Source organism: Yoonia sp. R2331, from assembly GCF_041103235.1.
Classification (GTDB): domain Bacteria; phylum Pseudomonadota; class Alphaproteobacteria; order Rhodobacterales; family Rhodobacteraceae; genus CANMYO01.
This window is the reverse complement of record NZ_JBGCUN010000003.1, coordinates 57,147-80,170: the sequence shown is the minus strand read 5'-3', so window position 1 is coordinate 80,170 and position 23,024 is coordinate 57,147. Positions and strand designations below refer to the sequence as shown.

Sequence of the window (23,024 nt, the reverse complement as noted above, 5' to 3'; positions counted from 1 at the left end):
GGGGGCGTTGCGCCCTACTGGAACATGGCCGCCAGATCGCTGCCTTCGACCGGCGCGATGTGGAAGGCCACCCGGCGGTTCAGCGCGTCACCTTCCGGTGTGCCAGTGGTATCAAGCAGTTTGCGCGCGCCAAACCCCAGCGGTTCAACCCGTGCAGTGTCAAACCCTTCAGCAGCGAGAATGGCAATCGTGGCCTCGGCGCGCTGCCAGCTTAGGGCGATATTCTGAAGTTCCGAACCGGTGGCGTCCGAGTGTCCCTCGACCGCCAGCATGATCCCGTCACAGGTTGCCAGAATCTGCAGCATCCGCCGCACAAGCCCCAGATCAGCGGGGTCTGGGGCGACGGCACCGACTTCAAAGGGTACGGTGGTGGCCGATGACACAATGCCAAGCTGTTCGACACACAGCGGCACGGCCGTTGCGGGGTCGGCGGCTGCGGCAATCTCTTCTGTGACTGTAGCCGTTGCCGTCGCTGTGGTGGGTATTGGCGCAATGGGTGCGGTCGCCATCGCATCCGTTGCGCGGGTCACAAGCTCTTGCCATTCTGGCGCCGGTTCCGACTCTGCGGTGCTGGCAACAGCCACTGGGACGACCGGGACGGGCAAGTCAGCAGGCCGTTCGGCGACTTCTGCCTCCGCCGCCCCAGGCCGCCAGCGGACCCCGCGCCGGGTGGTCTGGCCAGTGGCGGGTGCGGTGTCGGTGATCACGGCTGCGGTCTGTACTGGTGCGGTGCTGCCATCGCGGGTCAACATGATCCCTGCGCCCAATCCCAGCGCGCCGCATAGCACCAAGGCGACAAATCCTAGCAAGATCTTTTCAGTGGTGCGACCTTCGGCCTTTGCTTCGTCCAGCGATTGCCGGACACTAAATTTCGTCATCATCCCAATTACCCCCAACGTTTCGCGAATTGGCAGTTTTCGCGCGCAGCGCACAAAAATTCAGCGCAACAGAATCATCCTGTAATTCGCAAATTCTATACTCACACAACATCTTGTGAAGGATTATATATCTTGTGGGTTGAAAAGTTCTCCTTGCGTCATCTTGTCTGGTGTGATCGAAAATCGCGCTTTTGTTAAGGAATCAAACTGGATCAGGTGGTCCGGGCACACGGATCAGGCGACGGTGGCTTGCACCGCCAACCGGGGCGCGGTAGCAGGACGTTCAGGCACATAAGGGCGTGACATGGACGATCTGAAAGCAAAATATCTGGACCTGATCGGCAAGGCCGATGACGAGGCATCGCTCGAGGATCTGCGCGTCAGCGCACTGGGCAAAAAGGGCGAAATCAGCCTGCAGATGCGCGGCTTAGGTAAGATGACCCCGGAAGAGCGGCAAGTCGCAGGCCCGGCGCTGAATGCCCTGAAGGATGAGATCAACAGCGCGCTTGTCGCCAAGAAATCCGCCCTGGCTGATGCCGCCCTTGATGCGCGCCTGCGCGAGGAATGGCTGGATGTCACACTGCCCAGCCGGGTGCGCCCTGCCGGCACGATCCACCCGATCAGCCAGGTCACAGAAGAGGTCACGGCGATCTTTGCAGACATGGGTTTCCGCGTAGCCGAAGGGCCGCAAATCGAAAGCGACTGGTACAATTTCGATGCGCTGAACATCCCCGGCCATCACCCCGCGCGGGCCGAGATGGACACGTTCTACACCCACCGCGCGCCCGGCGATAACCGCCCGCCGCATGTGTTGCGCACCCACACCAGTCCGGTGCAAATCCGCTCAATGGAGGCGACAGGCGCGCCGACGCGGATCATCTGTCCGGGCCGTGTCTACCGCGCTGACTATGACCAGACGCACACACCGATGTTCCACCAGGTCGAAGGTCTGGCGATCGACAAAGACATCTCGATGGCGAACCTAAAGTGGGTGCTGGAAGAGTTCGTCAAAAGCTACTTTGAGGTCGACCATGTCGACATCCGCTTCCGCGCCAGCCACTTTCCGTTCACCGAACCGTCGGCAGAGGTCGACATCCGCTGTTCATGGGAAGGCGGCACCCTGAAAGTGGGCGAAGGCGACGATTGGCTGGAAATCCTTGGCTCTGGCATGGTGCACCCCAAGGTGCTGCAGGCCGGTGGCATTGACCCGGCAGACTGGCAGGGCTTTGCCTTTGGCATGGGGATCGACCGGATCGCGATGTTGAAATACGGCATCCCCGATCTGCGCGCTTTCTTTGATTCCGACCTGCGCTGGCTGCGCCACTATGGCTTTGCCGCGCTGGACGTACCAACGCTGCATGGCGGCTTGTCGCGGTAACGCAATAGCCCAGAAGGGGGAGCGTATGACCAATCCGCCCAACCTGTTCCAGCGCTATCTAACCGCCTGCCATCTGCTGGCGGCACGTCTGACCCGCGTGCAGGGCTATGCAGTCTGGATTGTGCCGCTGGTGTTCTTCTGGCTGCTCTTTGAGGTCTTGCGCTCGGGCTGGGCGTTCTTGCTGTTGATCGTGGTGTTCATCGTGGCTGCACCCTACATGACGGTGCACCATCGCTACTGGCAGGATCAGAAAAAGGACTAGCCACCGACCCGGATGGTCTTGGCCGATCCGCGCAGCGAAATCTGGCCCGATCCGACAGAGCTGCCCAGCGTATCGGACTGACACCCAAGTTGCACATTGCTGGTCCGGACAGAGCTGCTTTGGCAGCTCGAAATCTTCATGCCCGCAAGGTTCATCTTGCCACCTTTGGCGATGTGATCTGAATATAGCCCCAATGCGCCGGCCAAGAGCACCAGCGTTGCAGCGGCAAAAATATATGTGCGTCCGGTCAGTTCCATGATCCAGCCTCAGCAGTTCTCATTGTGCTGGATACGGGAACAATTTGCCGAAAATTTGCCGGAATGTCGGTGATTAGGCGACCATTCAGCCCCTTATTTGCCCATTTGGATCGTGCTGCCGCCGCCTTTGGGCATGATGTTGGCGGCCCCGGTTGTGTCTGTGATCAGGCCCGCATCACAGCCCATTCGAAGTCCTGACAGATCGACAGAGATCGCGTTGCAGACCTTGATCTTCAACGCAAAAAGCCGCGCTTGACCCGCTTCTGTCGCGGCGTAGTCGGCATAAAATTTCAGCGCCGTTGCCAGAAGCAACAGGGTCGCCGCCACGAAGATATAGCTTCGACCAGACAACTGCATTGGCCGCTCCTTTGCATGGGGCCTCTGGTATAGGCGCATTGCGGTAAAGCATGGGTTAAACCCCCACCTTTCGCCCTGCCGTGACATGCGCTAAGAACGCGCGAACACCTGATATTGCGGAACCTCGCCCGATGAAATTCACCCTGTCCTGGCTGAAAACCCACCTTGAAACCGATGCATCCGTGGATGCCATCGCCGAGGCCCTGACCGATCTTGGGCTTGAGGTGGAAGGCATTGAAAACCCGGCTGAAAAGCTGCGGGATTTCACACTTGGCTATGTCACCCACGCGGAAAAGCATCCCGATGCCGACAAGCTGCGGGTGTGCAAGGTCGACACTGACGAGGGTGAGTTGCAGATTATCTGTGGTGCGCCCAATGCGCGCGCAGGCATCACCGTGGTTGTCGCCAAACCGGGCGTCTATGTTCCGGGGATCGACACCACCATTGGCGTGGGCAAGATCCGTGGGATCGAAAGCTACGGCATGATGGCCTCAGAACGCGAGATGGAACTGTCGGACGAACATGATGGCATTATCGAATTGCCCTCTGGCGAGGTTGGTCAATCCTTCACCGACTGGCTGGCGCAAAATGACCCCGCCAAGGTCGATCCGGTCATTGAGATCGCGATTACCCCGAACCGCCCTGACGCGCTGGGTGTCCATGGGATCGCACGCGATCTGGCGGCGCGCGGCCTTGGGACGCTTAAGCCGCTCACCACGCCAGCGGTCGAAAGCAGCTTTCAGTCGCCGCTCACCGTCAGCATTGATGACGATACGCGCGACGGCTGCCCTGCGTTCTATGGCCGCCTGATCCGTGGCGTTCAAAACGGCCCCAGCCCGCAGTGGCTGCAGGACCGGTTGCGCGCCATTGGCCTGCGCCCGATTTCCTTTCTTGTCGATGTGACGAACTTCTTCACCTACGACCTGAACCGCCCGCTGCATGTCTTTGACGCTGACAAGGTTTCGGGCAATCTGCGCGTGCACCGTGCCACTGGTGGGGAAGAGATCGTAGCGCTGGATGACAAGACCTACACGCTGTCCAAGGGCCAGATGGTCATTTCTGACGACAACGGCCCCGAAAGCATCGCGGGTATCATGGGTGGGGCCGAGACCGGCTGCACACCCGAGACGGTGAATGTCTTTGTGGAAAGCGCTTATTGGGACCCGATCCAGATCGCCTATACGGGCCGCGCGTTGAAAATCAACTCTGACGCGCGCTATCGGTTTGAACGCGGTGTTGATCCGTCCTTTACCCCCAACGGGGTCGATCATGCCACGGCGATGATCCTCGACATTGCGGGGGGTGAGGCCTCAAACCTCGTCTCTGCGGGCCGGGTGCCAGACACCATGCGCAGCTACAAGCTGAACGCCAAGCGGGTGATCAGCCTTGTCGGCATGGACATCCCAGAAGCGACCCAGCGCCAGACGCTCACCGCACTTGGCTTCCGGCTCGAAGGTGACATGGCCCATGTACCGCCTTGGCGTCCCGATGTGCAGGGAGAGGCTGATCTGGTCGAAGAAGTCGCGCGCATCGCCTCGCTGACCAAGCTTGAGGGCAAGCCATTGCCGCGGATCAATGCAGGGGTGCCGAAGCCGATCCTGACGCAAAGCCAGACGCGCGCGCGTACGGCGCGCCGCACAGCAGCCGCGCTTGGCTACAATGAATGTGTGACCTATAGCTTCATCGACCAGCCGACCGCCGCGCTGTTCATGGGCGGTGAAGACAACACCATGCTGGAAAACCCGATCTCCAGCGAGATGAGCCATATGCGCCCGGCGCTTTTGCCCGGCCTGTTGCAGGCCGCCGCCCGCAATCAGGCGCGTGGTTTCATGGACATGGCCCTGTTCGAGGTGGGTGACGCTTTCCACGGCGGCGAACCGGGCGAGCAGCACACGCTTGTCACTGGCCTGCTGGTCGGCCGGACGGGGCCCAAGGACGTCCTTGGGGCGTCCCGCGCGGTGGATGTCTATGACGTGAAAGCGGATGCAGAGGCTGTATTGGCCGCAATGGGTGCGCCTGCAAAGGTGCAAATCCTGCGCGGTGCCGCCCCGTGGTGGCATCCCGGCCGCCACGGCATGATTTGTCTGGGGCCGAAAAAGGTGCTGGGTGTCTTTGGTGATATCCATCCCAAGGTGTTGCGCGAAATGGATGTCAAAGGCCCCGCGATGGGCTTTACGCTTTGGCCTGATGAGATTCCGCAGCCAAAGAACCGCACCACCAACAAAGGGGCTGCGAAGATTAACGATCTGCAAGCGGTTGAACGTGACTTCGCCTTTGTCGTGGACGCCGATGTCGAGGCGCTGACGCTGGTCAATGCCGCTGCAGGGGCTGACAAGGCGCTGATCACAGACGTGCGCGTCTTTGACGAATTCATCGGCGGATCGCTGGGCGAGGGCAAGAAATCGCTCGCCATCACCGTGCGGCTGCAACCGATGGACAAGACGCTGAAGGATGACGACATCGCAGCGGTCGGTGCCAAGATCGTCGAAAAGGTGACGAAGGCCACCGGGGGCGCCCTGCGTGGCTGATGCCCTGATCCTGCGCCGGGCCGTTGCGTCCGATGCGCAGGGTTTGGTGCGGGTTGTAAAGGCCGCCTATGCGGCCTTTGCTGATCTTGATCTGCCACCTGTGGCCGAAGGATTGGATGCCGATATCCGGGATCACCCTGTTTGGGTGGCGGAACTTGACGGTCAAATCGTCGGTGGCATTGTCCTGATCCTGTCGGACCCGCCCAAAATCGCCAACCTCGCCGTTGATCCGAACGTCAAAGGGCAGGGGCTGGGCCGCAAGCTGGTAAACCTCGCCACCGATGCCGCCCGCGCGGCGGGCCACCGGCAGGTCCAACTGACAACCCACGCCGACATGTCCGCAACCCGCGCGTTCTACGCCCGCCTCGGTTGGACCGACGCTGGGCAGGACGGCAACAAGGTCTACATGACCTTGCAACTATAAAGAAAAGGACACCCCATGACCCTGCGCATCTATCTTTCTGGCGAAATCCATACCGATTGGCGTGACCAGATCACCGCCGGTGCGGCGGGGCTGGATGTTGTCTTTGACAGCCCGGTCACTGATCATGCGGCGTCAGATGATTGCGGCGTTGCGATCATGGGGCCAGAGCCGGACAAGTTCTGGCATGACCACAAGGGCGCCAAGCTGAACGCGATTCGCACGCGGCATGGGATCGAGAATGCTGATGTGGTCGTTGTTCGCTTTGGCGAAAAGTACAAGCAGTGGAACGCCGCCTTTGATGCCGGTATGGCCGCCGCCCTTGGCAAATCGCTCATCGTCATGCACGGGGCCGACCATCAGCATGCGCTGAAAGAGGTGGATGCCGCGGCGCTCGCCGTTGTGGAAACGCCGCAGCAGGTGGTCCAGATTTTGGACTATGTGCTGTCGGACAAGCTGCCCGGCTGACCCATCAGGTCAAACCGGGCAGGGCGGGTGACCCGCCCCCGTGGGCGCTTAGCCGTCGGGGTTGGGAATGCGCTTGGCCCTTTGCACCGCGGGGCGGTCGTAGAAGCGTTCCACATAGGCCGGGACATGGGTCAGGTCATTGTAGCCCGTGATGTCCTTTGTGCCGTAGAATTCCAGCGCGTTCAGCCAGGGCGCAATCGCCATATCCGCAATGGAATAGTCACCGGCAACCCAGTCGCGCGATGCCAGTTGGCCCTCGAGCACGTTCAGCAGGCGCTTGGCCTCGTCCACGTAGCGCTGTTTCGGGCGCGGGTCTTCGATATCCTTGCCTGCGAACTTGTGAAAGAACCCCATCTGCCCGAACATCGGACCAACGCCGCCCATCTGGAACATCAGCCACTGGGTTATGTGGGCCTTGTCACGGGCGTCTTGCCCAATGAACTTGCCTGTCTTCTCCGCCAGATACAGCAGGATCGCACCGCTTTCGAACAGACCAATCGGTCCGTCAGGGCCGTCAGGATCAATAATTGCGGGGATCTTGTTGTTGGGGTTCAGCGACAGAAAGGCGTCACTTTTGACGTCAGCGTCGGCCAACGTCACCAGATGCGGTTCGTAAGCAAGGCCCATTTCTTCCAGTGCAACTGAGGCTTTGACCCCGTTGGGCGTGGGATATGAATAAAGCTGGATCACCGACGGGTCCTTCGCAGGCCAGCGTTTGGTGATCGGAAAGTGTGAAAGGTCCGTCATTCTGCGGTTTCCCCTAAAAGTGGATCAGACAGTCAACTTGGGGGGAGCATTGACCGAATAAAACCCCTTGGAATGTTAACGAAATGCGATACGACTGTGCACGCCCGCGCAGAAGTCATGCTGCGCAAGCTAAAAAACTGGAACAGGGGACACTATGCTATCTGAATTCAAGGACTTCATCGCCAAAGGCAATGTCATGGACATGGCCGTTGGTATCATCATCGGCGCGGCCTTTACCGCCATCGTGACATCGCTGGTTGGCGATCTGATTAACCCGATTATCGGCCTTGTGTCGGGCGGTGTTGATTTCACCAACAACTATGCCGTGCTGGGTGGTGAAGTGCCAGAGGGCGCATCACTCGAAGCCGCACGCGAAGCGGGTGCCTCCGTCTTTGCCTATGGTGCTTTCATCATGGCGATCATCAATTTTCTGATCATCGCGTTCGTGGTGTTCATGCTGGTGCGCTACGTCAACAAGGTCAAAGCCGCTGCTGAAACAGCAGAAGAGGAAGCCCCGGCAGAAGATCCCGGCCCCACAGAGCTGGACCTGCTCAAGGAAATCCGCGACGCGCTGGCAAAATAAGTCCGCGCCGGATCATCCGGACAAACATGCAAAGGCCTGCCAAGATCGGCGGGCCTTTCTAATTTGTGCATCAGTGCTTTGTGCGGCGCGCCGGGTCGGGGCGCTTGGCTGGTGATTGTGAACGGGTCAGCATCAAGATCACACAGGCCGCAAGCGCAAGCCCCGCCGTTGCAATCAGATATGTGGTACCGTCCATTCGCTCACCCATTTATTAACAAATGGTTAACGCGGCAGCGGCGATCTGGTTCCCTCTTAATTCCAATTCTGCTTGACGTAGGCGGAAACCCGCCTCAAAAGCTGCGATCCGCATAGTCAAAAGCCTGCAGATCAAAGGCAACAGCGATGCTGCGACCACTATCGGTGCGGGTGATCTGCGCGGTGCTGTCCAGTTGCCGGGCAAAGGCCTGCACCAGCCGCATCTCCAACCCGTCCTGTTCCTGGGGTGTCATGCCGCCTTCGGGGACCTGATGATCAATCCGCAGTTCCGCCAGCTTGCTTGACGGCGCCGAGAACGTAACCGCAATTTGGTGCGGCTGATCGGCGGCGTCCAGAACCACGCGCAATGTCAACATCGCCAATTCGCTGGCCAGCAATGTCAACGGCACGGCCTGATCTGCGGACAAGTTGGCGTTGTCATAGGCGGTCTGCACATCAATCCGCGCGCCGGGCAAGGTGCTGGGGTTCAGCACCGGGCCAAAGACATCCTCAAGCAATTGCGCGGCTTGCGTGCGCTGCATGTCCTGCGCGGCATAAAGGTGGCCATAGACCGTCGCCAATCCGCGCACACGATCCTTGAGCCGGTCCAGAATATCGCGCGCCTCTGCGCTTTGGGTTTCACGCACCTGTAGATTCATGATCGACGACACCAGTTGCAGGTTGTTTTTGATCCGGTGGTGCACCTCTTTGATCAGGATGTTCTTGTCGCGCAGCGCGTCTTCCATCCGTGCCTCTTCACTGATCAGATCAAGCGCCATGCCCTGAAACGTCGCCTCAAGCGCGCGGATTTCAGCGGGAACACCGGCGTCGGTGGTCGGCGGACTGATCCGGCGATGGCGGCCAAAATCGCGCATCTGAAGGTCTAGTCTTTGAACATGGCGCACCACCAGCCGGTGCATGGCAAGATATGCCACAGCAAGGCTTGCCCCCCACATCAGGAGTGGAAAAAGCGGCCCCGGCAGGCCGAAAATGGCAGCATCGCGCGGCGGACGCGGCCAAGTGGCCACGGCATAGACATGGTCAGGGATCATAGGGCGCACCACCAGCATGCGCACAGTACCGTCCGGCCCTGTGATCTCGCCTGCGGTCGCCTGTTGCAGTTGACCGCCTGTTATAGCAACCACCTGGTCCATCGTTGGCGCGTCACCGCCTGACAGCAGCGACAGCCCATCCGGCGTATAAAGCGACAATGACAGTGGTGCGTCCGGCGCGCTGAGTGGCACCGGGTCCAAGGGGACATACAACGCCACATGTCCAAGCGGCACGCCTTGCGCACTGGTCACCGGCCACAGCAGGCTCACCATCGCATCGCCGGTCGCGATGGAATGGGTTTGAGGATAAATCACAAGGCCGCCGTCTGCGGTGCGATCGGCCAGATCGGTGGGCAGCGCCGGGGCGGCGATGGTATCAGCGGTCGCGCATATCACGTGGCCCTCGGGGTTCACGATGACTGCCTCTGCCAGGGCAGGAACCGCGTGCAGGCCCCCCAACAAAACCGCGCGGCAGGCCGCAGGCTGATCCAGCACCGGCACGGTCAACCCTGCCATTGCGGCGGCCACGCCCATTGCGTTTTCCAACGTCAGCGTGGCGGATTGTGTGGCGACCTCTGTCGCGCCGATCAAGGATTGGCGCAGGTGGTTATCGGCCACGGCTGTTGTTGCGGTGGTCTGGATCACGCCCAGATAGCCCAGCGGCAGCAACGCCAGCGTCAGAAGCAGCATGATCCGAACTGGCAAGCGCCCGGCCATGCCCAAGCGCGCCTTCACACCGTCTTACCGCCGCTACTTGCGACCACGGCCATTGTGGCCCGGTCGGTCAATTCCACCGGGCCATCGGTATCCAAATGCATCAGCACCGCCAGTTGCTTGCGGCCCCGGTTTGCGCGGCTTTTGATCGTGCCCACGGCGACGCCACACATGGCTGCGGCCTCTTCATAGGAAAAGCCAGAGGCCCCCACGAGGATCAACACCTCGCGCTGTTCCACAGGCAGCGTGTCAAACGCCCGCTTGAAATCCTGAAACTGCAAGCGCCCGTCATGGGCGGGCTTTTCCGCCAGTTTTGCGGTGATCGCGCCGTCAATATCGGCCACCTCGCGCCTGGCCTTGCGCCGTTCGGAATAAAAATTGTTGCGCAAAATGGTGAACAGCCAGGCGCGCATATTGGTGCCGGCTGCGAACTTGCCAATGTTGGTCCAGGCCTTGACGATGGTGTCTTGCACCAGGTCATCAGCCTGACTCTTGTTGCGCGCCAGACTGATTGCAAAGGCGCGCAAGGCTGGCAGGTGGCTGACCAACTCTTCTTCAAGATCGGGGGCGGTCGTCATTTCTGCGGCCCGTCGTCCTGTGGCGACGCGCGAGTCTTGAGCTGGGCCAAAAGCTCGTGAAAGCGTTCGGGCAATTCTTCCTCGGCAGCCTCCGAAAAGACCCGGCGCAGGTTGGCGTCGATCAACGCTTTGGCCGTTTCGCTGGGTTGGTCTTTTGACATGCTGTTTGAAACCGCGGATTGAGGGTAAATGTGTTTTCAGGAACTAAACGCCAAGATAGGCGTTAAGTTCCATAACAACCTAGGAAAATGGAAAACGTGATGACAATTGCGACGGCGCAGGATGACCTTTCAGCGACGGTTGCGGCGCATTTGCCCTATTTGCGGCGGTATGCGCGTGCATTGACCGGATCACAGGACAGCGGTGACGCCTTTGCCCTTGCCACGCTGCAAGACATTCTGTCGGACCCCGGTGCGCTGACAGGTGATGGCCCTGTCAAAGTGGCGCTATTTGCGGTGATGCACCGGATCTGGACCGGTCGTCCGCCAGTTGACGCTGATGACGCCGCGACCCGGATTGAGGCAGCAGCGCAGGCGCACCTGGCCAAGCTGACACCTGCCACGCGCGAGGCTTTGTTGCTGCAAACGCTTGAAGGGTTCAGCGACGACGAGGTGGGGCAGATCATTGGCACCACCGCGGCAAAGGCCGCGCGTCTGATTGGCATCGCGCACGCCGAGATGGCGCAAAGCGTGGTGGGCGACATCCTGATCATCGAGGACGAGGCGGTCATCGCCATGGACCTTGAAACCATCGTGTCAGAAGTGGGCCATACCGTCACCGGCGTCGCCCGGACCCATGCAGCCGCACTTGAATTGGCGCGAACGGCGCGTCCGGGGCTGATCCTGGCCGATATTCAACTGGCGGATAAATCGTCAGGCATTGACGCGGTGAATGATCTGCTGGGCCTGTTCGGCGATGTGCCGGTGATCTTTATCACAGCCTTTCCCGAACGGCTGTTGACCGGTGCCAAGCCGGAACCGGCATTCTTGATCACCAAACCCTATGCCGAAGATCAGGTGCGGTCTGCGGTGGCGCAGGCGATGTTCTTTGCCTCGACCGAAACGCTGCAAGCCTGACGGGAAAGACCGGCAACGCGCAAGTTTCGGGAAGGCGCGTTACCGGTCTGTAAGGCACGGGGACAGGCGCCTTTGAGTTGTGATAACGACCCAAGATACACTTCGGTTCCCCGAAATTTTGGACGTTCTTTTAGATTGCACGTAATGCGCTGAAAAAGCTTATGAATTAGCGCCGCACACACTTGCCGTGCGGCGCATTCAGACCCTGTTCAGGCTTTCAGGGCAAGGCTGGGGGCCAGCACGTCGATGCCCAAAGCCTTGCCAACCGCATAATAGGTCAACTGACCCGCATGCACATTCAGTCCATTCAGCAAATGCGGATCGTCCGCGCAGGCCTGTCGCCAGCCTTTATCTGCCAATGCCAGCATGAAAGGCATGGTTGCATTGCCAAGGGCGATGGTCGAGGTGCGCGCCACGGCACCCGGCATATTAGCCACGCAGTAATGCATGATCCCATCGACGTCATAGATCGGGTCCTGATGCGTGGTGGCGCGCGAGGTTTCAAAGCAACCGCCCTGATCAATCGCCACATCCACCAGTGCAGCACCAGGTTTGAGGTCGGCCAATTGCGCGCGGCTGATCAGCTTGGGTGCTGCGGCACCGGGGATCAGAACCGCACCGATGATCAGGTCAGCTTCTGCCGCCAAATCAGCGGTGTTGCCCGCACTGGCGTAAGAGGTGTTGAACTGCGCGCCAAAGACATCGTCAAGATAACGCAGCCGGGGCAGGGACCGGTCCAGCACGGTCACATCCGCGCCCATACCTGACGCGATCCGCGCCGCATGGGTGCCAACAACCCCGCCGCCAATCACCACCACGCGGGCCGGGCCAACGCCGGGCACGCCACCCATCAGCACACCGCGCCCGCCATTGGCCTTTTGCAATGTCCAGGCGCCAACCTGCGGGGCCAATCGCCCGGCCACTTCTGACATGGGTGCCAGCAGCGGCAGACCACCTTGGGCGTCTGTCACCGTCTCATAGGCGATGCAAGTGGCGCCCGAGGCGATCAGGTCGTGGGTCTGATCGGGGTCCGGAGCCAGATGCAGATAGGTGAACAGGATCTGACCCGCGCGCAGCATCTGGCGCTCAACCGCTTGGGGTTCCTTGACCTTCACGATCATATCGGCGGCGGCAAAGATGTCTGCCGCATTACCCGCGATCTGCGCACCGGCGGCCAGATAATCCTCATCGGTGAACCCCGCACCCACCCCGGCACCGGATTGCACGGTGACTTGATGGCCGTGGGCCACAGCCTCGCGCGCGGCGTTGGGCGTCATGCCGACCCGAAATTCTTGCGGTTTGATCTCTGTCGGGCATCCGATATGCATGGCACGTCTCCTGATAGTGTTGGGTCCAGCATCGGAGCGTTCTTGCGCAATGTCCCAGCCTTGATTATGCGGTGATAGCGCAATCTGTCGTGAAATCTTGCGCTGAAATCAGAAATCTCGATAGGAACCTGCGTCAGATGGAAATCGACCACATAGATCGCCGAATCCTTGAGGTGTTGCAAAAGCAAGGCCGGATGTCCCATGCAGAGCTTTCGGATAAGGTGAACCTGTCCCCCTCGGCCTGTCACCGCCGCATCCAGCGGTTGGAAAAGGACGGGATCATCGCGGGCTATGTCGCGCTGTTGAACCCTCGCAAGATGGGACGGCCCACGACAGTTTTTGTCGAAATCACCCTGTCAGGCCAGGCGGATGAGGTGCTTGACGCCTTTGAGCGCGCAGTTGCCCGCGTGCCGGATGTGCTGGAATGTCATTTGATGGCGGGCACGGCGGATTACCTATTGAAGGTCGTGGCAGGCGATACCGAGGATTTTGCCCGCATCCACCGCCGCTATCTGGCGACATTGCCCGGAGTGGCGCAGATGCAATCGTCTTTCGCGCTGCGCACTGTGCGGCAGACGACGGCCCTGCCGGTCTGACGTGCGCCGCTCTTGCACGGGCGAATGCCCGCGCAAAACGCCCCGCCCGCCATCCCGGGGTCTTGACCCGGGCGCTGGCTGACACCACTTCTGTTGAGATTGGTAAATGGAGCATTTGATGCGTAGTTTTCTCGCCGCCCTCATCCCTTTGACCCTTGCAACCCCGGTGCTGGCCGAGTGGCAGCAAATCGGCGACCGCGATATATTTCGCGCGCAGGTCGTTGATAACGCCTATGCCGACGCCAATGGAAATTGGTTCCGGTTCAATGGCAACGGCACCTTGTCAGGTGGGGCCGCAGGCAAGGATCTGACTGGCACATGGCGCTATCAGAATGGCATGGCCTGTTTCAACCGCGCGCTGGGTGGTGAAGACCTGCCAGCTGACTGCATCGTGGTGCTGGTGGACGGCAACGCGCTTGTCACGGTGCGCGACCAGGGTCGCGGCAAGCAGACCCAATACGTGAAGCAATAGCGCCTAGTGCGTGCCGCGCGGCGGCCGCCCCTTATCCTGCGCAAACCTGATCCCGTCTCGGACCATCGTCAGATCGGGCCGTGCCCAAGGCGCGGTCGAGATGTCGTGGACCTGCAATTGGCCGGCCGGGTTGATCACAAAAAGCCCTGGTTCGGCAAAGGGGCGATCCGTTTCCGTATCTGATAGCGGGTCCGAGATATAAAGCCCCAGATCGCGCATTTGCGGCACGCTCAGATCATAGCCCATCGGCCCGCCATACCCCGTTTCATCGACCATCGCCTGTGCTCGGTCTGCCGGATCGCCAGAGGCTGCAATGACCGTCACATCAAGGGCTGCAAAATCATCGCGCAGCGCCTCGAGCTGGCGCAAATAATCTTTGCACTTGGGGCAATGCAACCCGCGATAGATCACCACTAGACCCCAATCGGGCACTTGGCCCAGTGACATTTGGCCACCTTCGAGCGCGGACACAATCACATTGGGGAAAGGCGCACCGGGGTTGGGAAGGCGAGTCATATCGGTCCTTTCCGGGATTATTTGCTGCATGTCGATAGCAGCAACGCACAAGAATGAAAAACCCCCGCCAAATTGCTCTGACGGGGGCCTATTCGTAACGTCGCGAGCTGCTCTTAGAGCAGACCCTCACGCTGGGCCTTCTTCCGGGCCAGCTTGCGCTGACGGCGGATTGCTTCGGCCTTTTCGCGCGCCTTGCGGACGGACGGTTTTTCGAAATGTTGCTTGAGCTTCATTTCACGAAAAACGCCCTCACGCTGAAGTTTCTTCTTCAGGGCACGCAACGCCTGATCGACGTTGTTATCACGAACACTTACCTGCATGTGGTTTACACCACCTTTCTAATCTGGATTTGCAATAAGTTGCAGGAAGTGGGCATATAGCAAGGCCGCCCTATCTTGTCGAGTCTTCAGACAAAGCCGGAGATTGCAATGCAAACCGACCCACTAAAGCTACAACTTTTGGACGCGGCATTGACCCATGTGGCATTTGACGGGTGGTCGCCTGCCACGTTTGACGCCGCCGTGGCCGAGGTCGGGATCGACCCCGCCCATGCCGCCACACTTTGCCCGCGCGGGGCGGTCGACCTGGCGATCCTTTCTCACCAACAAGGCGATGCGGCGATGATCGCCGCGATGCGGGCCGCGGACCTTGGGGACATGCGGTATAGCGAGAAGGTGGCCCATGCGATCCGCCTGCGTCTGGCGGCGGTGCCCGACAAAGAGGCGGTGCGCCGCGCTACGGCGCTTTTTGCGCTACCGCATATGTCGCCCGATGGCGCGCGGCTGATCTGGGGCACAGCGGATGCGATCTGGACAGCACTGGGCGACACCTCTGACGACATCAACTGGTATTCCAAACGCGCCACCCTTTCTGCGGTCTACGGCTCTGTTGTGCTGTATTGGCTCGGCGATACCTCGCCCGACGGGGCCGCCACCGATGCCTTCATCGACCGACGTATCGCTGATGTGATGCAGTTCGAAAAGGTGAAGGCTCAACTGCGTGACAACCCGCTCTTGAAGCCTTTGACTGGTCCCCTGGGCCAGCTTGCCGCGCGGGTCAAAGCGCCACGCCAGATGCCAGACTTTGATGACCTCCCGGGGATGTGGCGGGAGCAATAGGTCCGCTTTGCGGGACAAAGCCGACTTGTGCTGTGGCTGCCATTGCTGACGCAGCACTGCATTGCAGGTGTAGCGATGAACTTCTTGCAGTACAAAAGGTGTCACTGAACCGGTCATTCAGAAAGCCGAAACCAGGCAATATTCAATCATCCTGTCGCTGGTTGATTGAGCTGGATCGCGTAATACAGGACATATCATGACCGGATTTCAACTTCCCGCCAACACACCCAAACGCAGAGCATCGTACAAGGGCCGCCTCTCCGGGCAAAAGCGTCTGTTGCTTTCCCCGCCGCGCCCAAACCAGCCTTGCACGGCAAGGGCACAAAATTTCCCGGCCTCATAACGTTCAGAAGTCGAACTTGACGCCTTGGGCCAGCGGCAATTCGTCAGAATAGTTCACCGTATTTGTCTGACGCCGCATGTAGGCTTTCCAAGCATCCGAGCCGCTTTCGCGCCCGCCGCCTGTTTCCTTTTCACCGCCAAAGGCACCGCCAATTTCCGCACCCGATGGCCCAATATTGACGTTCGCAATTCCGCAATCAGACCCTGTGGCTGACATGAAGGTTTCGGCCTCGCGCATATCCATCGTGAAGATGCACGATGATAGGCCCTGCGGGACACCATTGTGCAGCGCCATGGCCTCCTCAAAGGTATCGTAGCCCACGACATAAAGGATGGGTACAAAGGTTTCCGTGCGCACTATGTCTGACTGTTTGGGCATATCAACGATGGCAGGGGCTGCGTAGGCACCGCCTGTCCCAACCTTCACGGCCTCGCCGCCGTATACGGTGCCGCCCTGCACCTTTGCTGCGGCCAATGCGGATTGCATCGCGGTCAGGGCGTGCTGATCAATGAGTGGGCCAACCAATGTGCCATCGCTGCGCGGATCGCCGACAGGCAGGCTTGCGTAGGCTTTGGCCAGTTTGTTCACCAGATCAACGCGGACCGAATTGTGGACAATCAAGCGGCGCAATGTGGTGCAGCGTTGGCCTGCGGTCCCGACAGCTGAAAAGACAATGGCGCGCACCGCCATGTCCATATCGGCGGAAGGGGCCACGATCATGGCGTTGTTGCCCCCAAGTTCAAGGATCGGGCGGCCAAACCGGGCGGCGACCTGCGGGCCGACGATGGATCCCATGCGCGTTGATCCGGTGGCAGAAAGGATCGGAACGTCGGGCGAGGCCACAAGGGCTGCACCCACATCTGCACCGCCGATGACAACCTGAACCAGACCTTCGGGGGCATCGCCAAACCGCGCCAGCGCGCGTTTCATGATCTTCATCGCGGCCAGCGCCGTTAGCGGGGATTTCTCAGAGGGTTTCCAGATGACCGGATTGCCGCACACAAGCGCAAGGGCAGTGTTCCACGACCAAACCGCGACGGGAAAGTTAAAGGCCGTGATCACGCCGCAAGGGCCCATCGGATGCCAAGTTTCCATCATGCGATGACCGGGACGCTCGGACGCAATTGTCAGTCCATAAAGCTGGCGTGACAGACCGACCGCAAAGTCGCAAATGTCGATCATTTCCTGCACCTCGCCCAAGCCCTCGGAGGTGATCTTGCCTGCTTCCAGCGTTACGACGGCGCCCAATTCGGCCTTGGCGGCGCGCAGTTCTTCGCCCGGAAGGCGGACCAATTCGCCGCGCCGCGGGGCGGGCACCTGACGCCACGCTTCGAAGGCGTCCTGAGACCCTTCGATGATTGCATCCATGTCCGACAAGGGGGGTTCATGGACCTGCGCGACCTCCGTCCCGTCAAATGGGGGAGCACACAGTCAGGCTACCCCCTTTCAGTTCGGCATCGGTCAGTCCTGCGGCTTTGAGAGTATCGCCATGAATTGTCATTTGGCTCTTTCCTTAAGTCACGATAGCCCGCTGCGCCGCGTTACCCATCGCGATAAGGAACGGCGCGTCGGCTTGTCTGGATTGAAAATCGGCTTTGGTCGCAAGGCCCTGCCAATTCGACAAATTCAGCGACTGGGCAACGGCGCCGCCAAGCGTGGTCCCCGGTCCGGTGATGATGAACAGGTCGGGCGCAAACTCTCGCGCAGCTATGGCGATGGCGCGCGTAAAGTCATAGGTTTCAGTCACTTGGGCTCCCAACGTGTAGTCATAAAGAGCGTCGGTGTCAGACGCATCCGGCCACCAGATTGCCCCGCGCCCATCAATCAAAGGCAGGTTCGGCTGACCGATCAGATGACGGGACAGGCGTGCGCGACCTTGGTCAGCTACCTGGGTCTGAAGGGCTGTGTGAAAGGCCGCGTGATTTGGCAAACGCATGGGGAAACGGCCCTGAACGGGTGGGACGGACGCCTCGAACGCGGCAAGGCCTGCGTCATTGCCTGCCAGAACCAGCATGCCGCCAAGGTCGATGGACAGGGCGAGAACGTTGCCTTTGCGGTCGTTAATTTCTGCGACAGTGTCGAGAAGAGCGGCTTTGCGTTCAAGGTCCGGCACCCAATCTTCCCCAACAAACGGATAGATCAACTGCCCTCCGATCAATGCCTCTTGCATCAGCGTGCCCATGGTATTGCTGATCTCAAAGCCCGCTTGCGGGGTGACGGACCCGCCGCAGGCAAGGGCCGAATACCAGCCCATCGAATTGCCGGTCACAGCGACGATGTCGATTTCATTGCGGTTGATACTCAGGTGGTCCCCGATCGTTGCCGCAAAGATCAGACCTGACGCGATGTCGCCACGTGTATGAGTCGCTGCGCTGAACCGGGCTGCGCCATCAAGGTCCGAAATTGTTGTCTGACCCGCCGCTGTGCGGGTCGTGTCAAATTCGGCCATCAACTGGCGGTCGGGAAAATGGCGCGACAGATAGCCAAGCTCGTCTTTGTTATAAGTCCCGCGACCGGGGCAAATCAGCACGGCTGTTTTCATCGACCCGCCCCAATCAGCTGTTTTGTGGCTGCAATGATACCGTCCGTGTCAGGCATCGTGACGCCATAGGCTGGGCCGGTTGCGATAAAACTGTCATGGGCCGCAAGGCGTGCTTGTGGCAGGTCTGTTTGCTCGGCGATCAATGTCATCACCGCTTCGGAAACGCCGCCTGTGCGGCGGGTTTCATCGACGATCAGGGCGTGTGAACATCCTTCCAAAGCGGCCATGAGGGCGGCCTTTGGCAGCGGCGACAGCCAACGCAGGTCGATCACACGGGTGTCAATGCCATCTGCGGCCAGCCGCGCCTGTGCCTGCAGCGACAAGCGGTGTCCATTGGCGAAACTGATCAGCGCGACGGGGCCGTCGCCGGTCATTCCGACATTGCCAAGTGCGATGCTTTCATTCGGGGCCGGGTATGTCCGCATCCAGCCGCGATCGCCGTCTTTGTGCAGATCTCGCATTGGATAAAGCGCGATGGGCTCCAGGAAGACCACCAACCGCTGTTCCTCGCGCGCCAGTCTTACGCATTCGCGCAGCATCCGGGCTGCATCGGCCCCGTCAGACGGGCAGGCGAGGATCAGACCGGGAATATCGCGCAACACGGCGACGGAATTGTCATTATGGAAATGCCCGCCAAAGCCCTTTTGATAGCCAAGCCCCGCGATGCGCAGCACCATCGGGTTGGTAAATTGACCATTGGAGAAAAACGGCAAGGTTGCTGCCTCACCGCGTAGCTGGTCCTCGGCGTTATGCAGATAGGCAAGAAACTGGATTTCAGGCATCGGCAAAAAGCCGTTTTGCGCAAGGCCGATGCCGAGACCCAGAATAGATTGTTCGTCCAGCAAGGTGTCGATCATCCTGTCAGGGCCAAAACGTGCGTGCAGCTTTTGCGTCACGCCATAGACGCCGCCCTTTCGGCCCACGTCCTCGCCCATCATGACGATTTCGGGGTATTCCAGCATCAGATCGGTCAGTGCCCAATTGAGAAGCCGGGACATCGGCTGGGGCTGATCCATGGATTTCAAATCACTGCCAAAGGCGTTTGCCCGGGCCTCCGGTGTCGGCCCGTTGGTGGGCTTGCAGTCCCGTCGCGGCGGGATCAACGACGCCATAACATCGCTGGCTGATTTCAGGCGCGGTCGCGTCACGACTTCGGCCGCGACGCGACCCACACGCGCCTGAGTCTCGTTGTAGATCGTCAGTGCATCTGATGGCTCAAGCGCCCCGGTATCTCGTAACAGGCGCACAGAATGCAAAAGCGGATCGTTTGCCTCGTCTGCTTCGACTTCGGCTTTTGGAAGATAAGTCGTGGGCATATCTGCGCCGGCATGTCCGAAAAGCCGCACGGTCCGGATGTGCAGGAATGCAGGCTTGCGGCGGCTACGCACAAAATGCGCAGCCTCTTGTGCTGCGCGGAAGGTGTCAAAGATATCCAACCCGTCGCAGGAAAAGTATTTCAGGCCCGGCCGCCCAGCAAAATTGGCGGCGACCCAGCCGTCAGGCGTCTTGGTGGAAATGCCGATGCCATTGTCTTCGCACACGAACATCAGGGGCAGCGGCACGGATTGATAGGCGGTCCAGCTCGCGGTGTTGAACGCCCCTTGGGCGGTCGAATGGTTGGCCGAGGCATCGCCAAACGAACACATCACCAGCCCGTCGTCTTTCAGCAAGCGGTGTTCAGGTGGTCGACGTCGTGCAAGGCCAATGGAATAGGCCGCCCCGACCGCTTTGGGCAAGTGGCTTGCAATGGTCGAGGTCTGCGGCGGGATCATCAGCGCGCGGCTGCCCAACACCTTATGGCGACCACCGGAAATCGGATCCTCGGACGAGGCTGCAAAGCTCAGCAGCATATCCCAAGTCGCCGATTGGCCCGGCGCCTGATCGGCGCGCGCCAGTTGAAATGCCGCATCGCGGTAATGCAAAAACGCCATGTCTGTCGGGCGCAGTGCCGCAGCAACAGCAGCCATGCCTTCGTGGCCAGACGATCCAATGGTGTAGAACCCTTGCCCCGCCTTTTGCATCGCCCGCGCTTGCATATCCAGCGCGCGGCTCAGAACCTGGGCGCGAAACAGTCCCACCGCCTGTGCAGGCCGCAAGGGACCGGTCGGCGCGTTTCCCTGGGGCAGATCGTTCGCCCCGACCCGCACCGCAAAGTTCTCATGCACGATTGACGCACGATCCATTCTCAAAACCCTCAGAAAAACGCCTGAAGGCCGGTTTGCGCGCGGCCAAGGATCAATGCGTGGACATCATATGTGCCTTCATAGGTGTTCACAGTTTCAAGGTTCTGGGCGTGCCGCATCACATGGTATTCCGCCATGATCCCATTGCCGCCATGCATGTCGCGCGCATGTCGTGCGATATCCAATGCCTTGCCGCAATTGTTGCGCTTTATCAGGGAAATCACCTCGGGCGCGCAGGTGCCTGCGTCCAACATCCGGCCCGCCCGCAGGCTGCCCTGCAGGCCAAGGGCGATGTCGGTCTGCATATCAGCCAGCTTTTTCTGGAACAGCTGCGTTTGGGCCAGCGGGCGGTCGAACTGCTTGCGATCCAGACCGTAAGCCCGCGACCGGTGCCAGCAATCTTCTGCCGCGCCCATGACACCCCATGAAATGCCGAAACGTGCGCGGTTCAGGCAGCCAAACGGGCCCTTCAGCCCCTCGACCCCGGGCAACAGCGCGTCTTCACCCACGTCGACGTTGTCCATCACGATTTCGCCCGTGACGGACGCCCGGAGCGATAGCTTGCCGCCGATCTTGGGCGCGCTGAGGCCTGTCATGCCCTTGTCCAAGACAAAGCCGCGTATCTTTCCGCCGTGAGCCTCTGATTTGGCCCAGACCACAAAGACATCCGCAATGGGTGAATTGGAAATCCACATCTTTGCGCCGTTGATGACATAGCCGCCCTCGGTCTTTTTGGCGGTCGTTTTCATACCCGCAGGGTCACTGCCTGCATCCGGTTCGGTCAGACCGAAACAGCCGATCAATGTGCCAGCGGCCAGACCGGGAAGGTATTTCTGCTTTTGCGCCTCTGACCCATAGGCATGGATCGGATACATCACCAAAGAGCTTTGAACCGACATCATTGACCGGTATCCGCTGTCCACCCGCTCAACCTCGCGGGCGACCAGACCATAAGCCACGTAACCCGCGCCGATGCCACCGTATGCCTCGGGGATCGTAACGCCCAGCAGCCCCATTTCACCCATTTCAGCAAATATTTCTGGGCTGACCGTTTCGTTTAGATAGGCGTCCGTGATGCGCGGGGCGAGCTTGTCGCTGGCATAGGCGCGCGCGCCTTCTGCGATCATCCGCTCTTCTTCGGTCAGTTGGTCGGACATGCGGAATGGATCTTCCCAATCAAATCCGCTGAGCGAGGGGCCAAAGCCGTCTTTCATTGTGTTTTCCTCTCAAGGGCGTCGGTGACCCGCGTCAAAGCGGTCGACAGGTCTGCGTCAGAATAGGCAAATGACAGGCGCAAATGGCCGGGCAGACCAAAGGCGCGGCCCGGAACAATCGCGACACCTGCGGTGTCCAACAGCCATGCGCAAAGGGCAGCGTCATCGACAAAGGGACCGCCCGCGTCCGTCAGCAGATCAGCGCAAGACGGGAATGCGTAGAATGCGCCATCCGGCGCGGGACACGTAAGTCCAGCAACTGCATTTAGCCCTGATACAACCGTATCGCGCCGTTTCAGAAACAGGGCTCGGCGGGTGTCCAGCAGGCTGCGGTCCCCGGTGACCGCAGCCAGTGCGGCGGCTTGCGCGACAGAGCACGCCCCAGAGGTCACTTGACCCTGAACCTTGATCATCGCCGAGATCAGCGCCGCAGGGCCGATGCCCCAGCCAATGCGCCATCCGGTCATTGAAAACGCTTTTGAGACACCGTCCACAATCAAGGTGCGGTCACGCAAATCAGGGGCCGCGTCTGTGAAAGAGGCGAAAGGCAAGTAACACAGCTCGCGGTAAATCTCGTCGGCCAGCACCATGACGCCGGGTTGCGTTTCAAGAACGGTGGCAAGGGCGGCGATCTCCTCCGCAGCATAGACAGCACCCGACGGGTTCGAGGGAGAGTTCAGCATCAGCCACCGTGTGCGCGGTGTCAGGGCGGCGGCCAGTGCTTCGGGTGTCAGCTTGAACCCAGTGTCCATGCCACAGGGGACGATCACTGGAACGCCACCGGCAAGACGCACAATATCGGCGTAACTGGTCCAAAACGGGGCAGGCATGATCACTTCATCACCCGCGTTCAACGTCGCCAGCATGGCATTGGCGATCACTTGTTTGGCGCCGGTCGAAATCATGACATCGGACATCGCGACGCCTGCATCTTGGGCAACGGCGTTGCGCAATTCTGGCGTGCCAGCCGTCGCGGTGTAACGCGTCTGGCCCGCGCGCGCTGCGGTATTCGCCGCCTCTATGATGTGATCGGGTGTTGGCAGGTCCGGCTCACCGGTCGAGAGCGTTACGATATCTTCCCCCGCCGCCCGCAACCGCGCCGCCCGTTCCGATATCTGCACGATCTCAGAAAGGTCGATGCCGTCCAACCTGTTGGCGGGCCTAAGTTCGGATGAAGCAGGGATATTTTGCATTTTTCTCACGGCCAAGGGTGGACAG

General features: G+C 60.1%; 25 protein-coding genes and 1 pseudogene. 10 read left to right on the top strand and 16 right to left on the bottom strand.

Annotated features, from left to right (window positions below):
- Positions 1-14 precede the first annotated feature (14 nt).
- Complete coding sequence (locus AB3Y40_RS18345; protein ID WP_369440338.1) at positions 15-878, bottom strand: OmpA family protein; 864 nt, start codon at positions 876-878, stop codon at positions 15-17.
- A 304-nt stretch (positions 879-1,182) separates the two neighbouring features.
- Between AB3Y40_RS18345 and pheS the strand changes: the two genes are divergently transcribed.
- Together pheS and AB3Y40_RS18335 are read left to right on the top strand one after the other, a co-directional pair.
- Positions 1,183-2,256 (top strand): phenylalanine--tRNA ligase subunit alpha, encoded by a 1,074-nt coding sequence (pheS, locus tag AB3Y40_RS18340; RefSeq protein WP_369440337.1) that lies wholly within the window; start codon positions 1,183-1,185, stop codon positions 2,254-2,256.
- A 25-nt stretch (positions 2,257-2,281) separates the two neighbouring features.
- Positions 2,282-2,518 (top strand): hypothetical protein, encoded by a 237-nt coding sequence (locus AB3Y40_RS18335; protein ID WP_369440336.1) that lies wholly within the window; start codon positions 2,282-2,284, stop codon positions 2,516-2,518.
- On the opposite strand, the gene AB3Y40_RS18330 is transcribed toward AB3Y40_RS18335, so the two are convergent.
- Positions 2,515-2,775 carry a hypothetical protein gene (locus AB3Y40_RS18330; RefSeq protein ID WP_369440335.1) on the bottom strand — a complete coding sequence of 87 codons (261 nt, stop codon included), beginning with the start codon at positions 2,773-2,775 and terminating at the stop codon, positions 2,515-2,517. The genes AB3Y40_RS18335 and AB3Y40_RS18330 overlap by 4 nt on opposite strands.
- A 93-nt stretch (positions 2,776-2,868) precedes the next feature.
- The gene (locus tag AB3Y40_RS18325) at positions 2,869-3,132 is read right to left on the bottom strand and encodes a hypothetical protein (RefSeq protein ID WP_369440334.1); all 264 of its coding nucleotides are present in this window, start codon (positions 3,130-3,132) and stop codon (positions 2,869-2,871) included.
- Between the two features lie 131 nt (positions 3,133-3,263).
- Between AB3Y40_RS18325 and pheT the strand changes: the two genes are divergently transcribed.
- Genes pheT through AB3Y40_RS18310 form a run of 3 tightly spaced genes read left to right on the top strand, consistent with a single transcriptional unit; the run spans position 3,264 to position 6,549 of the window.
- Positions 3,264-5,660 (top strand): phenylalanine--tRNA ligase subunit beta, encoded by a 2,397-nt coding sequence (gene pheT, locus AB3Y40_RS18320; RefSeq protein WP_369440333.1) that lies wholly within the window; start codon positions 3,264-3,266, stop codon positions 5,658-5,660.
- Positions 5,653-6,084 carry a GNAT family N-acetyltransferase gene (locus tag AB3Y40_RS18315; RefSeq protein WP_369440332.1) on the top strand — a complete coding sequence of 144 codons (432 nt, stop codon included), beginning with the start codon at positions 5,653-5,655 and terminating at the stop codon, positions 6,082-6,084. The genes pheT and AB3Y40_RS18315 overlap by 8 nt, the downstream gene beginning before the upstream one ends.
- A 15-nt stretch (positions 6,085-6,099) precedes the next feature.
- Positions 6,100-6,549, top strand: a complete 450-nt coding sequence (locus tag AB3Y40_RS18310; RefSeq protein WP_369440331.1) for a YtoQ family protein — start codon at positions 6,100-6,102, stop codon at positions 6,547-6,549.
- 48 nt (positions 6,550-6,597) lie between these two features.
- On the opposite strand, the gene AB3Y40_RS18305 is transcribed toward AB3Y40_RS18310, so the two are convergent.
- Positions 6,598-7,296: a glutathione S-transferase family protein gene (locus tag AB3Y40_RS18305; protein WP_369440330.1), complete on the bottom strand. Its 699-nt coding sequence runs from the start codon at positions 7,294-7,296 to the stop codon at positions 6,598-6,600.
- A gap of 154 nt (positions 7,297-7,450) precedes the next feature.
- Between AB3Y40_RS18305 and mscL the strand changes: the two genes are divergently transcribed.
- Positions 7,451-7,879 (top strand): large conductance mechanosensitive channel protein MscL, encoded by a 429-nt coding sequence (gene mscL, locus AB3Y40_RS18300; RefSeq protein WP_369440329.1) that lies wholly within the window; start codon positions 7,451-7,453, stop codon positions 7,877-7,879.
- A 70-nt stretch (positions 7,880-7,949) separates the two neighbouring features.
- Here mscL and AB3Y40_RS18295 read toward each other — a convergent pair whose 3' ends face one another.
- From AB3Y40_RS18295 to AB3Y40_RS18280, 4 genes are all read right to left on the bottom strand, one after another.
- Positions 7,950-8,075 carry a hypothetical protein gene (locus tag AB3Y40_RS18295; RefSeq protein ID WP_369440328.1) on the bottom strand — a complete coding sequence of 42 codons (126 nt, stop codon included), beginning with the start codon at positions 8,073-8,075 and terminating at the stop codon, positions 7,950-7,952.
- A gap of 94 nt (positions 8,076-8,169) precedes the next feature.
- Positions 8,170-9,843, bottom strand: coding sequence for a sensor histidine kinase (locus AB3Y40_RS18290; protein WP_369440327.1), 1,674 nt, complete (start codon positions 9,841-9,843; stop codon positions 8,170-8,172).
- Between the two features lie 14 nt (positions 9,844-9,857).
- Positions 9,858-10,418, bottom strand: coding sequence for an RNA polymerase sigma factor (locus tag AB3Y40_RS18285; protein ID WP_369440326.1), 561 nt, complete (start codon positions 10,416-10,418; stop codon positions 9,858-9,860).
- Positions 10,415-10,579, bottom strand: coding sequence for a NepR family anti-sigma factor (locus tag AB3Y40_RS18280; RefSeq protein WP_369440325.1), 165 nt, complete (start codon positions 10,577-10,579; stop codon positions 10,415-10,417). The genes AB3Y40_RS18285 and AB3Y40_RS18280 overlap by 4 nt, the downstream gene beginning before the upstream one ends.
- 99 nt (positions 10,580-10,678) lie before the next feature.
- On the opposite strand from AB3Y40_RS18280, the gene AB3Y40_RS18275 reads away from it, so the two are divergent.
- Positions 10,679-11,494 carry a response regulator gene (locus AB3Y40_RS18275; RefSeq protein ID WP_369440324.1) on the top strand — a complete coding sequence of 272 codons (816 nt, stop codon included), beginning with the start codon at positions 10,679-10,681 and terminating at the stop codon, positions 11,492-11,494.
- Positions 11,495-11,703: 209 nt separating this feature from the next.
- Here the strand turns inward: AB3Y40_RS18275 and ald are convergent, their stop codons facing one another.
- Positions 11,704-12,822, bottom strand: coding sequence for an alanine dehydrogenase (ald, locus tag AB3Y40_RS18270; protein ID WP_369440323.1), 1,119 nt, complete (start codon positions 12,820-12,822; stop codon positions 11,704-11,706).
- Between the two features lie 137 nt (positions 12,823-12,959).
- Between ald and AB3Y40_RS18265 the strand changes: the two genes are divergently transcribed.
- Together AB3Y40_RS18265 and AB3Y40_RS18260 are read left to right on the top strand one after the other, a co-directional pair.
- The gene (locus AB3Y40_RS18265; RefSeq protein WP_369440322.1) at positions 12,960-13,418 is read left to right on the top strand and encodes an Lrp/AsnC family transcriptional regulator; all 459 of its coding nucleotides are present in this window, start codon (positions 12,960-12,962) and stop codon (positions 13,416-13,418) included.
- A 118-nt stretch (positions 13,419-13,536) separates the two neighbouring features.
- Positions 13,537-13,890, top strand: a complete 354-nt coding sequence (locus AB3Y40_RS18260; protein ID WP_369440321.1) for a hypothetical protein — start codon at positions 13,537-13,539, stop codon at positions 13,888-13,890.
- 3 nt (positions 13,891-13,893) lie between these two features.
- Here the strand turns inward: AB3Y40_RS18260 and AB3Y40_RS18255 are convergent, their stop codons facing one another.
- Together AB3Y40_RS18255 and rpsU are read right to left on the bottom strand one after the other, a co-directional pair.
- Entirely contained in the window at positions 13,894-14,406 is a 513-nt protein-coding gene (locus AB3Y40_RS18255; RefSeq protein WP_369440320.1) for a redoxin domain-containing protein, read from the bottom strand.
- A 113-nt stretch (positions 14,407-14,519) separates the two neighbouring features.
- Entirely contained in the window at positions 14,520-14,726 is a 207-nt protein-coding gene (gene rpsU / locus AB3Y40_RS18250) for a 30S ribosomal protein S21 (protein ID WP_072857096.1), read from the bottom strand.
- A 108-nt stretch (positions 14,727-14,834) separates the two neighbouring features.
- Between rpsU and AB3Y40_RS18245 the strand changes: the two genes are divergently transcribed.
- Positions 14,835-15,524 carry a COQ9 family protein gene (locus AB3Y40_RS18245; RefSeq protein ID WP_369440319.1) on the top strand — a complete coding sequence of 230 codons (690 nt, stop codon included), beginning with the start codon at positions 14,835-14,837 and terminating at the stop codon, positions 15,522-15,524.
- A gap of 346 nt (positions 15,525-15,870) precedes the next feature.
- Here the strand turns inward: AB3Y40_RS18245 and amaB are convergent.
- The 5 genes and pseudogenes from amaB to AB3Y40_RS18220 form a co-directional block, all read right to left on the bottom strand.
- Positions 15,871-17,368 (bottom strand): annotated as a pseudogene (gene amaB, locus AB3Y40_RS18240) (L-piperidine-6-carboxylate dehydrogenase).
- A 12-nt stretch (positions 17,369-17,380) separates the two neighbouring features.
- A complete protein-coding gene (locus AB3Y40_RS18235) occupies positions 17,381-18,409 on the bottom strand; it encodes an ACP S-malonyltransferase (protein WP_369440318.1) in 1,029 nt (342 codons plus the stop codon).
- Positions 18,406-20,592 carry a dehydrogenase E1 component subunit alpha/beta gene (locus AB3Y40_RS18230; protein WP_369440317.1) on the bottom strand — a complete coding sequence of 729 codons (2,187 nt, stop codon included), beginning with the start codon at positions 20,590-20,592 and terminating at the stop codon, positions 18,406-18,408. The genes AB3Y40_RS18235 and AB3Y40_RS18230 overlap by 4 nt, the downstream gene beginning before the upstream one ends.
- Positions 20,593-20,603: 11 nt before the next feature.
- On the bottom strand, positions 20,604-21,806 hold the full coding sequence (locus AB3Y40_RS18225) for an acyl-CoA dehydrogenase (protein ID WP_369440316.1): 1,203 nt from the start codon (positions 21,804-21,806) through the stop codon (positions 20,604-20,606).
- The gene (locus tag AB3Y40_RS18220) at positions 21,803-22,999 is read right to left on the bottom strand and encodes a pyridoxal phosphate-dependent aminotransferase (RefSeq protein WP_369440315.1); all 1,197 of its coding nucleotides are present in this window, start codon (positions 22,997-22,999) and stop codon (positions 21,803-21,805) included. The genes AB3Y40_RS18225 and AB3Y40_RS18220 overlap by 4 nt, the downstream gene beginning before the upstream one ends.
- Positions 23,000-23,024 lie beyond the last annotated feature (25 nt).